This window comes from Microbacterium sp. NPDC055599 (assembly GCF_053618975.1).
This window is the reverse complement of sequence record NZ_JBSHIM010000012.1, coordinates 109742-123319: the sequence shown is the minus strand read 5'-3', so window position 1 is coordinate 123319 and position 13578 is coordinate 109742. Positions and strand designations below refer to the sequence as shown.

Below are 13578 nucleotides of genomic sequence, written 5' to 3'. Positions count from 1 at the left end.
GACGCGGCTGAAAAGTCGAGGATCTGAGTCGGGGCGACAGGAGTTGAACCTGCGACCTCCCGCTCCCAAAGCGGGCGCTCTACCAAGCTGAGCTACGCCCCGGGGAATCCGCACGCAGATTCAGCCCCACCGAGTCTAACGGACCGGAGCATGCCCGACCGTCCGCTATGATCGTGGGAGTCCGGACTCCGGTTCCGGGGGTGTAGCTCAATGGTAGAGTCTCAGTCTTCCAAACTGATTGCGCGGGTTCGATTCCCGTCACCCCCTCTCCCACGGCAGAGCGTCAGCGCTCAGAGCCGTTTCCGCATCTGCTGCGTCACGACCGCGTAACCCGCCGCGTCGTACATGCGGATCGCCGCCGCGTTGCCGCCGAACACGTTGAGCTCCAGCGCCGCGGCACCGGCATCGCGCGCCGCGCTCTCCACCGCGGCGAGCAACGCTCTGCCCAGGCCCTCTCCTCGGCGATCCCGCACGACCTCGATGTCATAGAGGAACGCGACGCCGGGCGCCCCTCGCGGGTGGTCGAGCCCCACCCAGGCGCGACCGATCGGACGTCCGTCCTCGTCGAGCCCTCGCAGCACGAGCATGCGCGACGTCGCTGGTCCCTTCGGAAGCATCCGCGCATTCTCCGCCCGCGCGCGATCGACGGCGCCGGACCTCTCCCACCGGCCGGCAGCGACCTGCTCCGCCGCATACTCGCGGGCGATCGCCCCCATCCATTCCTCGAACTCGTCGGTCGTCATCCGTCGGACGCTCACCTGTGCCATCGACTCATCCTGTCACCGGCCGGTCGCGGGACGCAGCGCCGGTCCAATACGCTGACAGCAGATCTCCGCAGCCCGACCGGAAGGCATCAGCGAATGGGCACGTCGTGACGGACCCCGGCGCCCCGAGCGCCGCACCCGCCGGCCCCCCGGGAGGAGCGGGCCATCGGCTTCCGCCGCGGTTCGCGAGCGCGCCCTCCGCTCCCCTGCTCACCCCGCTCACCCGCCGCCGCCGACGCCGGCCACGGGGCCCCGTCGTCGCCGGCGTGATCGGCGCGGTCGCCGTGGTCGCGGCCCTCGCGATCACCCAGGTGTCGGCAGCGCTCGGTTTCGATGACGCGTCGGCGCGCGTCGAAACAGCCGCGCGCGCCGTGGACGCTCAGCGTTCGGAGGTCGATCACCGGTACGCCGCTCTGCTGGAGTCCACGGACGCCGGTCACGTGATCCTCGACACCGGCAGTCCGACTCTCCTGGTGCCGGAGGAATCCTGGTCGGCCCTCACCGCCGCGGTCGCGGACGGCGAGGGGATCGGAGCGGCTGTGGAGGACGCCGTGGCGGCCGATCGACCGCCCGCACGCGACAAACCGGCCTGGTTCTGGGAGCTCTTCGGCACCACCGCCCAGTTGGAGGACGACGAGCGGGCGCTCGTTGAGCTCGACGCGAACCTCGAGCGGGCGTCGACGGACGCCTCGCGCGGACGGGACGCCGTGGCCGAGAGCGGACTGGCCGTGCTCGCGACGGCAGGGCAGGCGGCGACCGCGTTCGAGGCGGCGCACGTGTCGGCTCGCAACGATGCCGTGATCGCCCTGCGCGACGCCGCGGCCGACGTCACCGCCGTGACGACCATCGACGACACCGCGGTCGCGGCCTACGTCGCGCTGCAGGATGCGGCGGCCCAGGTCGTCGCCACCGAGGCGGCGGAGTTGAGCGAGAAGGACGGCCCCCTCCGCGGCGCACGCCTCGAGATCGAGGCGTTCGCCCGGTCGCTGGCCCCCGGAGTGCTCCTGGAGTTCGACTGGGCCGCGACCGTCAACGGCGCGGGCGCCAACGGCAGCATGGGCGGCTACACCACGTGGTGGTGGGACGAGCCGGGTCGCGCCGTCATCCAGCTGTCGGACTCGGTCGCCCAGCAGTGGCCCGCCGATCGGAGCAAGGCGCTCGTCGCGCACGAGGTGGGACACGCCATCAGCGTCAAGTGCCAGGGCATGTACGACTCCTCCACGCAGGACAGCATCGAGAAGTGGGCGACGGCCTGGGCGATCAGCATGGGCTTCACCGACGACGCGAACGGCGTCTGGGCCTACGGCTACCCGCCGCAGAACTACATCGACGCGGCCGCCGGCTGCCGCTGACGGAAACAGAGAACCGCCACGGATGATCCGTGGCGGTTCTCAGTTCGACTCGGCGTCTGTCCGACTCAGCGGGAGGTCACTGCCCCCGGCGCTCACGCAGCTGCGTCAGCGCGTCTTCGAGGAGCTGCACGGCCTCCTCGTCGGTGCGACGCTCCTTCACATACGCGAGGTGCGTCTTGTAGGGCTCCGTCTTGGCGACGGCGGGAGGGTTCTCCTTGTCGCGCCCCGCGGGAAGGCCCGACTGCGGGTGGTCGATGATCTCGGGGATCTCCTCCTCGGGCAGACCGGCCGCGAAGTAGCGGACCGTCTCATTGCCGAGGCCGTCCCAGTACGTGACGGCGATGCGGTCGGCGTGGTAGCCGTGGTCCTGCTCGCCCATCGGGCCGGAGCCCACCCGGGTACCGCGGATCGCGTTTCCACCGGTAGCCATCAGATCACCTCGAACTTCGTGATGAGGCCCAGCGCGACGATGGCGACGAACCACGTGAGCGCCAGGACGACGGTGAAGCGGTTGAGGTTCCGCTCCGCGAGACCGGAGGAACCCACCGCGGTGGTCATGCCTCCGCCGAACATGTCGGACAGGCCGCCACCGCGACCCTTGTGCAGGAGGATGAGGAGAGTCAGCAGCACGCTGGTGATACCCAGCACGACCTGCAGGACGAACTCGAGAATTGCCACGAGAAAGAGCCTTTCGCTGGGGCCGGAGCGCCCCCGTAACGGTCAAGTATACGGTGCAGCGGGGCCGCAGCCCCGCCGCACTCACACGCCGACGTGCTTCTCGAAACGGATGATCGCGGCGAACTCGTCGACGACGAGGCTCGCCCCGCCGACCAGGGCGCCGTCCACATCGGGCTCCCGCATGAAGCTGGCGATGTTCGCTGCCTTCACCGATCCGCCGTAGAGGATGCGCGTACGCGCCGCCGCCTCGTCGCCCAGGACCTTCGCGATCACCCCGCGCAGCGCGGCGCACACGTCCTGCGCCTGCTGCGGGGTCGCGGCCTGACCGGAACCGATCGCCCACACGGGCTCGTACGCGACGACGATGTCCGCCGACGGCGAGACGCCCTGCAGCGCCACCTCCAGCTGACCGGCGGGAACCGCGCTCGCCCCGAACTTCTCCAGGTCCTCCGCGGTCTCGCCCACGCAGATCACCGGCACCAGGCCGTGCTTCAGCGAGGCCTTCACCTTGGCGGCGACGACCTCGTCGGTCTCGTCGTGGTACTCGCGACGCTCGGAGTGACCGATGATGACGTAGGTCGCGTCGAGCTTTGACAGGAACGCGCCGGAGATCTCGCCGGTGTACGCGCCCGAGTCGTGCGCCGACACATCCTGCGCACCGAAGGCGAACGGGATCTTGTCGGCGTCGATCAGCGTCTGCACGCTGCGGATGTCGGTGAAGGGCGGGAACACCGCGACCTCCACCGAGCCGTCCTCGTGCTTCGCATCCTTCAACGTCCAGTGCAGCTTCTGCACGAACGCGACCGCCTGCAGGTGGTCGAGGTTCATCTTCCAGTTGCCCGCGATCAGCGGGGTACGGGAGCTCACGCCCATCCGAGGACCTCCAGCCCAGGTAGTTTCTTGCCCTCGAGGAACTCGAGGCTCGCTCCGCCTCCGGTCGAGATGTGACCGAAGCGGTCGTCGGCGAAGCCGAGCTGGCGCACGGCAGCCGCCGAGTCGCCGCCGCCGACCACGCTGAGGCCGTCGACCTCGGTCAACGCCTGCGCCACGGCCTTGGTGCCCGCCGCGAAAGTCGGGAACTCGAACACGCCCATCGGCCCGTTCCAGAACACCGTCTTGGATCCGCGGATCACCTCGGCGAAACGGGCCGCCGTCTCCGGACCGATGTCCAGGCCGATGCCCGACGCTCCGAACGCGGTCTCCTCGATCGCGTCCGCGGCTGCCACCTCGTGCGCCGCGTCTGCCGAGAAGGACGCCGCCACGACCACATCGGTCGGGAGCACCAGTTCGACGCCGCGCTCCTGCGCCTCCGCGATGTAGCCGCGCACCGTGTCGAGCTGATCCTCCTCGAGAAGGCTCGACGCCACCGGGTGGCCCTGCGCCTTGAGGAAGGTGAACAGCATGCCGCCGCCGACCAGGATGCGGTCGACACGCGGCAGCAGGTGCGAGATCACGCCGAGCTTGTCGCTCACCTTGGAGCCGCCGAGCACGACCGCGTACGGCCGCTCCGGGTTCTCGGTGAGGCGGTCGAGCACGTCGAGCTCAGCCGCGATCAGCAGGCCCGCCGCCGAGGGCAGACGCTTCGCGAGCTCGTACACGCTCGCCTGCTTGCGGTGCACCACGCCGAAGCCGTCCGAGACCAGCACGTCTCCCAGCTCGGCGAGCTGACCGGCGAACGCCTCGCGCTCCGCCTCGTCCTTCGACGTCTCCCCCGGGTTGAACCGGAGGTTCTCGATCACCACGACCCCGCCGTCCTCCAGGGAGGCGACCGCGTCCTTCGCGGATTCCCCGACGGTGTCGCGCGCGAACGCGACGGGAGCGCCGAGGAGCTCGGACAGACGCTGAGCCACGGGCTCCAGGCTGTACTGCGGGTCGGGGGCACCGTCGGGGCGGCCGAGGTGCGAGCAGACGATCACGCGGGCGCCCGCGTTGATCAGCGTGTTCAGGGTCGGCAACGAGGCCCGAACGCGGCCATCGTCCGTGATGACCCCGTCCCGCAGGGGGACATTGAGATCACAACGGACGATGACGCGCTTGCCCTCGAGCGACCCCAGGGAGTCCAGGGTGCGCAGAGTCATGTGTCTGAGCTTAGAGGCGCTCGGCCACGTACTCGGTCAGGTCGACGAGACGGTTGGAGTAGCCCCACTCGTTGTCGTACCAGCTCGAGACCTTGATCAGGTTGCCGCTGACGTTGGTGAGCGTGGCGTCGAAGATCGACGAGTGCGGGTTGTGCACGATGTCGCTCGACACGATCTGGTCCTCGTTGTACTGCAGGTAGCCTGCGAGACGACCGTCGGCGGCAGCCTTCTTGTAGGCCTCGTTGACCTCCTCGACCGTGAGGTTCTCGCGGTCGGTGATCAGCGTGAGGTCGACGATCGAGCCCGTGGGGACCGGAACGCGGTACGACGAGCCGCTGAGCTTGCCGTTCAGCTCGGGCAGCACGAGACCGATCGCCTTGGCCGCACCGGTCGACGCCGGAGTGATGTTGATCGCGGCGGCGCGTGCACGACGCAGGTCCTTGTGCGGGCCGTCCTGCAGGTTCTGGTCGGCCGTGTAGGCGTGCGCGGTCATCATGAAGCCGCGGTCGATGCCGAAGGCGTCGTTGAAGACCTTCGCCAGCGGCGCGAGGCAGTTCGTGGTGCACGAGGCGTTGGAGATGATGTGGTCCGTCTCCGGGTTGTACGTCTCCTCGTTGACGCCCATCACGATGGTGCGGTCGTCGCCCGTGGCGGGAGCCGAGATGAGGACCTTCTTCGCGCCGGCCTCGATGTGCTTGCGTGCCGCGTCGGCGTTGGTGAAGAAACCGGTCGACTCGATGACGATGTCGACGCCCAGCTCGCCCCACGGAAGGTTGGCGGGGTCGCGCTCAGCGAACGCCTTGATCTCCTCGCCGTCGACGGTGATGCTGTCCTCGTCGTAGCTGATCTGCGCGTCGAGGACGCCGCCGACCGAGTCGTACTTCAGGAGGTGCGCCAGGGTCTTGTTGTCGGTGAGGTCGTTGACCGCGACGATCTCAAGGTCTGCTCCCTGCGCGAGCGCCGCGCGGAAGTAGTTGCGTCCGATGCGGCCGAAGCCGTTGATACCGATCTTGACAGACACTCAGGTCTCCCTGTTTCTCATGCGCCGGAGACCGCTGTCGAAGCGGGCGCCATGCGCGGGTTTTTTGGCTGAGATGGCGCCCCGACGAGCCGTGGGCCCGCCGGGACGCGACCCGGTTACGACAGTACCAGCAGGCCGTTCGTCTGCTTGCGGGCGACCTCGAGGCGCTGGGCGACGTTCTCCCAGTTCGCGATGTTCCATGCGGCCTTGACGTAGTCGGCCTTCACGTTCAGGTAGTCGAGGTAGAACGCGTGCTCCCACATGTCGAGCTGGAACAGCGGGATCGTGCCCTGCGCCGTGTTCGACTGCTGGTCGAACAGCTGCTGGATGATCAGGCGCGAACCGATCGAGTCCCAGCTGAGGACGGCCCAGCCGGACCCCTGGATGCCGGTCGCGGCAGCCGTGAAGTGCGCCTGGAACTTCTCGAACGAGCCGAAGTACTCGTCGATGGCGGCCTTCAGCTCGCCCTCCGGCTGACCGCCGCCGTTGGGCGACAGGTTGGTCCAGAAGATCGAGTGGTTGACGTGACCGCCGAGGTTGAACGCGAGGTCCTTCTCGAGCTTGTTCACGTTCGCCAGGTTGCCGCTCTCGCGGGCCTCGGCCAGCTGCTCGAGCGCGGTGTTCGCGCCGGCGACGTAGGTCGCGTGGTGCTTGTCGTGATGCAGCTCCATGATCTTGCCGCTGATGTGCGGCTCGAGGGCTGCGAAGTCGTACGGGAGGTCGGGGAGGGTGTAGGTCGCCATATCGCTTTCATCCAATCCGCGCCGCGCCCGCGGCGCTTGCCGATCCTCCGCGCCACCGATGTGCGGCGTGGAGCGGACGTCTCTCATCCTAGTGAGGACAACACCGGGTCGGACCGGATCCTTCCTCCCGTTGACGACGGCCCGCCACCCCGGGTAGGGGCGACGGGCCGTCGGAGCAGAGGCGGGTGGATCAGACGTCGAGCCCGGCGGGGACAGCGGCCTCCGTGCCGGGGATGCCCTCCTGCTGGGCGCGCTTGTCTGCCATGGCGAGAAGACGACGGATGCGACCGGCGACCGCGTCCTTGGTGAGGGGCGGGTCGGCGTGGTGGCCGAGCTCGTCGAGGCTGGCGTCCCGGTGCGCGAGGCGCAGCTCGCCGGCGACCCGCAGGTGATCGGGAACCTCGTCGGCGAGGATCTCCAGCGCGCGCTCCACACGGGCGCACGCGGCCACCGCCGCCTGCGCGGAACGCCGCAGGTTCGCGTCGTCGAAGTTGACCAGGCGGTTCACGCCCGCGCGCACCTCGCGACGCTGACGCAGCTCCTCCCACGCCAGCGCGGTACGGTGCGCGCCCATCTCGCTGAGGATCGTACGGATCGCCTCGCCCTCGCGCACCACGACGCGGGGCATGCCGCGGACCTCGCGCGCCTTCGCGGCGACGCCCAGACGGTGTGCGGCGCCCACGAGCGCCATCGCCGCCTCGGACGACGGGCAGGCGACCTCGAGCATCGCCGAGCGGCCGGGCTCACTGAGCGATCCGGCGGCCAGGAAGGCCCCACGCCACAGACCGGCGATCTCGGCGCGCGAACCCGTGGTGAGACGGTTCGGCAGGCCGCGGACCGGACGGCGACGCGGGTCGAGCAGGCCGGTCTGGCGGGCGAGGGTCTCCCCCTGCGCGATCACGCGCACGGCCCAGCGGGCGCCGTCGTTCGCGGTGCTCGACTGCACCTGCGCGATCTCCGGGCGCACGCCGTAGATCTCGGCGAGATCCCTGGCGACGCGGCGGGCGAGGGTCTCTGCGTCGACCTCGGCCTCCACGGCCACACGGCCCGCGATGGAGTGCAGTCCACCGGCGAATCGGAGGATGGCTGTCACCTCCGCCACGCGCACCGTCGGGGGTGCATTGCGGATGCTGACGAGCTCAGCCTTGACGTCGGTGGTTAGTGCCACGACACTCCTTCACGTTCACGCGCCGGATCGCGACGCAAACCTCCAGCTTACTCGCCCGGGGGGCTATTCCCTGCCGAGGTCGCGGTGCCGCACGTTCACGGCGACCCCCGGAATCGCGGCGATCCTGCGGGCCAGCTCCTCGGACATCGCGACCGAGCGGTGCTTGCCGCCCGTGCATCCGATCGCGATCGTCGAGTGGCTCTTGTTCTCCCGCTGATACCCCTCGAGCACCGGCACGAGCGCCTTCGCATAGGAATCGAGGAAGTCGGTCGCACCCTCGCGGGACAGCACGTACTCGCGGACCGTCTCATCCTGCCCGGTAAGGCCGCGCAGCTCCTCGTTCCAGTACGGATTCGGGAGGAAGCGCATGTCGGCGACCAGGTCGACGTCGGTGGGCAGCCCGTACTTGAAGCCGAAGCTGAGCAGCGTCACCCGATGCCGCGCCTCCCCCTCCTCCGAGAAGATGTCGGAGACCTGCGTGGCGAGCTGGTGGATGTTCAGCGCCGAGGTGTCGATCACCAGGTCGGCGGCCTCGCGGATGGGGGCCAGACGCGTCCGCTCCGTGCGGATGCCGTCGAGCAGAGTGCCATCGCCCTGCAGGGGGTGCGGGCGGCGCACCGACTCGAAGCGACGCACCAGGACGTCGTCGGAGGCGTCGAGGAACAGCACCCGGATCTCGCCGCGCGTGCGCAGCAGTCGGGCGACACCCGGGAAATCGTCGAAGAGGTTGCGGCCGCGCACGTCGACCACGGCGGCGACCTTGGGCAGCGAATCGCCACCCATGCCCGTCAGGTCGAGCAGCGGCCGGAGGATCTGCGGAGGCAGGTTGTCGACGACATACCAGCCGAGATCCTCCAGTGCGTTCGCCGCCGTCGTCCGGCCTGCGCCGGACATGCCAGTGACGATGAGGAACTCGCCCTTCTCCCCGTCAGTCATCGCTCCCTGCTCCTTCTCCCCCTCGGTCTCCCAGCCTAGCGAGTGGACAGGTGCGAATGGATGGTCTGAGCGAGCACCGGACCGATCCCCTGTACCTCCTGGATCTGCGACGGGTCGGCGGCGCGGAGGGCCGTGACCGAGCCGAAGTGCTTGAGCAGCACCTTGATGCGAGAGGCGCCGAGCCCCGGAACCTCGGCGAGCACGCTGCCGATGTCTTTCTTGCGCCTCTTGCGCTGGTGCGTGATCGCGAAGCGGTGGGCTTCGTCTCGCAGTCGCTGGAGAAGGTAGAGGGCCTCGCTGGTGCGGGGCAGGATCACGGGGAAGTCGTCTCCCGGCAGCCACACCTCTTCGAGACGCTTGGCGATGCCGCACACGGCGATCTCGGTGTGCCCCGCGTCGTGGAGCGCGCGCGCGGCGGCCTCCACCTGCGGCTTCCCTCCGTCGACGAGGAGCAGCTGCGGCGGATACGCGAACCGCGGCTTGCGCCGTGCGGTCGCCTCGCCCAGGTCCTCCCCCACGACCTCGTCGGTGGTCGGGTCGAGGACCTCCTGCTCCTCCTCCGGCCGATCCAGGTGTGCGAGCCTGCGGCGCAGAACCTGGTACATCGAGTCGGTGTCGTCTGTCGTCTCGGCGATGTTGAACGACCGGTACTGGTCCTTGCGCGGAAGGCCGTCCTCGAACACGACCATCGAGGCGACCACGTTGGTGCCGCCGAGGTGCGAGATGTCGAAGCACTCGATGCGCAGCGGCGCCTCCTCCATGCCCAGCGCCTCCTGAAGATCGGTCAGCGCCTGCGTGCGCGCCACGTAGTCGCTCGTCCGGCGGGTCTTGTGCCGGATCAGCGCCTGCTGCGCGTTCAGCGTCGCGGTGCGCATCAGGTCGGCACGCTGACCCCGATGTGCGACCGCGATCTCGACCTTCTTGCCACGGCGTTCGCGCAGCCACTGCTCCAGCTCGGTCGCGTCGTCGGGGAGCGTCGGGACGAGGATCCGTCGCGGAACATCCTGCGCGTCGCCGTACGCCTGCTGGAGCACCTGGTCGACGAGCTCGGCACCCGTGATGTCGATCTCCTTCTCGATCGTGAGGGCACGGACACCGCGCACGCGGCCGCCGCGGATCACGAAGTGCTGCACGGCGGCGGCGAGCTCGTCTTCCGCGATGCCGAACAGGTCGGCGTCCTCATCGGCCGGCAGCACCAGGGCGCTCTTGCCGAGCACGGCCTCGATCGCGGACAGCTTGTCCCGGTACTTCGCGGCGGCTTCGTAGTCCATCGCGGCGGACGCGGCGAGCATGCGCTTCGTGAGCTCGCGGGTGAAGCGCTCGTCTCCGCCCGCCATGAACGCGATGAAGTCGTCGACCATCGCCCGGTGCTCCTCGATGGACACCGTCATCGAGCACGGCCCGCCGCACTTGCCGATCTGCCCGGGGAAGCACGGGCGCCCGGTCTGCATCGCCCTCTTGTAGCTCGCATCGCTGCAGGTGCGGATCGGGAAGGCCCTGATCATCAGGTCGATGGTCTCGTGCACCGCCCACACCTTGGGATACGGACCGAAGTACCGCGCCCCGGGGATCTTCCTGTTCCGGGTGACGATCACGCGGGGCGCCTCATCGGCGAGGGTGACCGCCATGAAGGGGTACGACTTGTCGTCGCGGTAGCGCACGTTGAACGGCGGATCGAACTCCTTGATCCACATGTACTCGAGCTGCAGCGAGTCGACGTCGGTGGGAACGACCGTCCACTCCACCGACGCAGCGGTCGTGACCATGCGCCGGGTGCGCTCGTGCAGCGTGCGCAGCGGGGCGAAGTAGTTCGACAGCCGCTGGCGCAGGTTCTTCGCCTTGCCGACGTAGAGCACCCGTCCGTTGGCGTCGCGGAACCGGTACACGCCGGGGTCGGTCGGGATCTCCCCCGTCCGCGGCTTGTACGGGAGCACGTCGGCCATCAGCTGGCCTTCCGCGCGGCGCGCCCCTCACCCAGGATCTCGGCGAGGAACTGCCCGGTGTGGCTCTCCTCGACGCGGGCGATCTGCTCCGGCGTACCGGTCGCGATGATCTGCCCGCCACCCGAACCACCCTCCGGTCCGAGGTCGATCACCCAGTCCGCCGACTTGATCACGTCGAGGTTGTGCTCGATCACGATCACGGTGTTGCCCTTGTCGACGAGGCCGTTGAGCACCTCGAGGAGCTTGCGGACGTCTTCGAAGTGCAGACCCGTGGTCGGCTCGTCGAGCACGTAGATGCTGCGGCCGTTGCTGCGACGCTGGAGCTCCGTGGCGAGCTTGACGCGCTGCGCCTCGCCGCCCGAGAGCGTCGTGGCCGACTGCCCCAGCCGCACGTAGCCGAGCCCGACGTCGACGAGCGTCTTCATGTAGCGGTGGATCGCCTGGATCGGCTCGAAGAACTCCGCGGCCTCCTCGATCGGCATCTCCAGCACCTCGGCGATGTTCTTGCCCTTGTAGTGCACCGCGAGCGTGTCGCGGTTGTACCGCTTGCCGTGGCAGACCTCGCAGTCGACGTAGACGTCGGGCAGGAAGTTCATCTCGATCTTGATGGTGCCGTCGCCCGAGCACGCCTCGCAGCGGCCGCCCTTGACGTTGAAGCTGAAGCGACCGGGCTGATAGCCCCGCACCTTCGCCTCCGGCGTCTCGCTGAACAGGGTGCGGATGCGGTCGAACACGCCGGTGTACGTGGCCGGGTTCGAGCGCGGGGTGCGGCCGATCGGCGCCTGGTCGACGTGCACGACCTTGTCGAGGTTGTCGAGGCCGGTCACCCTGGTGTGCTTGCCCGGAACGGTCCGTGCACCGTTCAGTCGCGAAGCGAGCACCTGGTACAGGATGTCGTTCACGAGGGACGACTTGCCCGAGCCGCTGACGCCGGTGACGGCCGTGAGCACGCCCAGCGGGAAGTCCGCCGTGACGTTGCGCAGGTTGTTCGCCCGCGCGCCGACCACGCTCAGCATGCGCTTCTTGTCGATCTTGCGACGCTTCGACGGCATCGGGATCGCCCGGCGCCCGGACAGGTAGTCGCCGGTCATCGAATCGCTGTCGCCGAGGAGCGCGCTGTACGGCCCCGAGTGCACAACGGTACCGCCGTTCACTCCGGCGCCGGGACCGATGTCGACCACCCAGTCCGCCGCCTCGATGGTCTCTTCGTCGTGCTCCACCACGATGAGCGTGTTGCCCAGGTCGCGCAGCGTGAGCAGGGTCTCGATCAGCCGGCGGTTGTCGCGCTGGTGCAGGCCGATCGACGGCTCGTCGAGCACGTAGAGCACGCCCGTCAGGCCGGAGCCGATCTGCGTGGCGAGCCGGATGCGCTGCGCCTCGCCACCAGACAGTGACCCCGCCGAACGGCTGAGGTTGAGGTACGACAGCCCCACCTGGAGGAGGAAGTCGAGGCGCAGGCGGATCTCGCGCAGCACCTGGGCGGCGATCTTCGCCTCCCGCTCCGTGAGGTGCAGCTTCTCCATGAAGCCCCGCGCGTCGGCGAGGCTCAGGTGCGACACCTCGGCGATCGAGTGGCCGTGCACCTGCACCGCGAGCACCTCGGGCTTGAGGCGGTCGCCGTTGCACACGGGGCACGGCACCTCACGGAGGTACTCGCCCCAGCGGTTGCGCTGCGTGTCGGACTCGGCCTGGAGGTACTGCCGCTCGATGTATGGCACGACGCCCTCGAACCCGGACGCGTACCGCATCTCCCGGCCGTAGCGGTTCTTCCACTTGACCGTGACCTTGTAGTTCTCGCCGCGGAGCACGGCCTCCTTGACGTCGGAGTGCAGCTCGCGCCACGGCGTGTCGAGCGAGAAGTCGAGGTCGCGCGCCAGCCCCTCGAGCAGGCGCTCGTAGTACTGGAAGAGACCCTTGCCCTGCGTGGTCCAGGGAATTATGACGCCCTCGCGGATCGAGAGATCTTCGTCGCCGAGCATCAGCTCGACGTCCACCGACATGCGCGTGCCCAGCCCGGAGCACGCGGGGCAGGCGCCGAACGGTGCGTTGAAGGAGAACGTGCGCGGCTCGATCTCGGTGAGGGTGAGGGCGTGGCCGTTCGGGCAGGCGAGCTTCTCGGAGAAGGTCTGCCAGGCGTCGTCGCCCTCGCCGTCGACGTAGTTGATCTGCACGACGCCACCCGCAAGTCCCAGGGCCGTCTCCACCGAGTCGGTGACCCGGCCCAGGATGTCGGGCGACGCCACCAGGCGGTCGACGACCACCGCGATGTCGTGCTTGTAGCTCTTCTTCAGCGTGGGCGGCTCGGCCAGCTGGATGAGGTCGCCGTCGACGATCGCGCGGGAGTAGCCCTTGGCGCCGAGCTCGCGGAAGAGGTCGACGAACTCGCCCTTCTTCTGCGACACGATGGGGGCGACGACCTGGTACCGGGTGCGCTCGGGCAGCTCCATGAGCTGGTCGGCGATCTGCTGCACCGTCTGACGCTGGATCTTCTCGCCGCACTCGGGACAGTGCGGCACGCCGATACGCGCCCACAGCAGGCGCATGTAGTCGTAGATCTCGGTGATGGTGCCCACGGTCGACCGCGGGTTGCGGTTGGTCGACTTCTGGTCGATCGACACCGCGGGGCTCAGGCCCTCGATGAAATCGACGTCCGGCCGATCCACCTGGCCGAGGAACTGCCGCGCATAGGCGCTCAGCGATTCGACGTAGCGGCGCTGCCCCTCGGCGAAGATCGTGTCGAACGCCAGACTCGACTTCCCTGACCCGGACAGGCCGGTGAACACGACGAGGGAGTCGCGCGGGATGTCGATGTCGACGTTCTGGAGGTTGTGGACGCGGGCACCGCGGACACTGAGTTTTCCGGGGGAGGCAACGGGGACGATGGGCACCGAACAA

The 13578-nt window shown here is 68.9% G+C and carries 12 protein-coding genes and 2 tRNA genes; 2 read left to right on the top strand and 12 right to left on the bottom strand.

Annotated elements, in window-relative coordinates; translation table 11 throughout:
- Positions 1-28: 28 nt before the first annotated feature.
- Positions 29-102: transfer RNA gene (locus tag ACWGQ1_RS13225), tRNA-Pro, on the bottom strand.
- Between the two features lie 94 nt (positions 103-196).
- Between ACWGQ1_RS13225 and ACWGQ1_RS13220 the strand changes: the two genes are divergently transcribed.
- Positions 197-267: transfer RNA gene (locus tag ACWGQ1_RS13220), tRNA-Gly, on the top strand.
- Between the two features lie 23 nt (positions 268-290).
- Here the strand turns inward: ACWGQ1_RS13220 and ACWGQ1_RS13215 are convergent.
- On the bottom strand, positions 291-767 hold the full coding sequence (locus tag ACWGQ1_RS13215; RefSeq protein ID WP_452313103.1) for a GNAT family N-acetyltransferase: 477 nt from the start codon (positions 765-767) through the stop codon (positions 291-293).
- Positions 768-871: 104 nt separating this feature from the next.
- Between ACWGQ1_RS13215 and ACWGQ1_RS13210 the strand changes: the two genes are divergently transcribed.
- Positions 872-2116 (top strand): hypothetical protein, encoded by a 1245-nt coding sequence (locus tag ACWGQ1_RS13210; protein ID WP_452313102.1) that lies wholly within the window; start codon positions 872-874, stop codon positions 2114-2116.
- A 76-nt stretch (positions 2117-2192) separates the two neighbouring features.
- Here the strand turns inward: ACWGQ1_RS13210 and ACWGQ1_RS13205 are convergent, their stop codons facing one another.
- The 10 genes from ACWGQ1_RS13205 to uvrA all read right to left on the bottom strand — a co-directional run bounded on the left by ACWGQ1_RS13205 (position 2193) and on the right by uvrA (position 13571).
- On the bottom strand, positions 2193-2546 hold the full coding sequence (locus tag ACWGQ1_RS13205; RefSeq protein ID WP_136028839.1) for an RNA polymerase-binding protein RbpA: 354 nt from the start codon (positions 2544-2546) through the stop codon (positions 2193-2195).
- A complete protein-coding gene (gene secG, locus ACWGQ1_RS13200; protein ID WP_101845144.1) occupies positions 2546-2794 on the bottom strand; it encodes a preprotein translocase subunit SecG in 249 nt (82 codons plus the stop codon). The genes ACWGQ1_RS13205 and secG overlap by 1 nt, the downstream gene beginning before the upstream one ends.
- An 81-nt stretch (positions 2795-2875) precedes the next feature.
- Positions 2876-3667, bottom strand: a complete 792-nt coding sequence (gene tpiA / locus ACWGQ1_RS13195) for a triose-phosphate isomerase (RefSeq protein WP_452313101.1) — start codon at positions 3665-3667, stop codon at positions 2876-2878.
- Complete coding sequence (locus ACWGQ1_RS13190; RefSeq protein WP_452313100.1) at positions 3658-4872, bottom strand: phosphoglycerate kinase; 1215 nt, start codon at positions 4870-4872, stop codon at positions 3658-3660. Before ACWGQ1_RS13190 ends, tpiA begins: the two co-directional genes overlap by 10 nt.
- A gap of 10 nt (positions 4873-4882) precedes the next feature.
- On the bottom strand, positions 4883-5893 hold the full coding sequence (gap, locus tag ACWGQ1_RS13185) for a type I glyceraldehyde-3-phosphate dehydrogenase (RefSeq protein ID WP_452313099.1): 1011 nt from the start codon (positions 5891-5893) through the stop codon (positions 4883-4885).
- 116 nt (positions 5894-6009) lie between these two features.
- The gene (locus tag ACWGQ1_RS13180; protein ID WP_017202787.1) at positions 6010-6636 is read right to left on the bottom strand and encodes a superoxide dismutase; all 627 of its coding nucleotides are present in this window, start codon (positions 6634-6636) and stop codon (positions 6010-6012) included.
- A 190-nt stretch (positions 6637-6826) separates the two neighbouring features.
- The gene (whiA, locus tag ACWGQ1_RS13175) at positions 6827-7804 is read right to left on the bottom strand and encodes a DNA-binding protein WhiA (protein WP_136028831.1); all 978 of its coding nucleotides are present in this window, start codon (positions 7802-7804) and stop codon (positions 6827-6829) included.
- Positions 7805-7867: 63 nt separating this feature from the next.
- Positions 7868-8740: an RNase adapter RapZ gene (gene rapZ / locus ACWGQ1_RS13170; protein ID WP_136028829.1), complete on the bottom strand. Its 873-nt coding sequence runs from the start codon at positions 8738-8740 to the stop codon at positions 7868-7870.
- A 35-nt stretch (positions 8741-8775) separates the two neighbouring features.
- The gene (gene uvrC, locus ACWGQ1_RS13165) at positions 8776-10683 is read right to left on the bottom strand and encodes an excinuclease ABC subunit UvrC (protein ID WP_136036528.1); all 1908 of its coding nucleotides are present in this window, start codon (positions 10681-10683) and stop codon (positions 8776-8778) included.
- Positions 10683-13571, bottom strand: a complete 2889-nt coding sequence (gene uvrA, locus ACWGQ1_RS13160) for an excinuclease ABC subunit UvrA (RefSeq protein ID WP_136028825.1) — start codon at positions 13569-13571, stop codon at positions 10683-10685. Before uvrA ends, uvrC begins: the two co-directional genes overlap by 1 nt.
- Between the last annotated feature and the right edge of the window lie 7 nt (positions 13572-13578).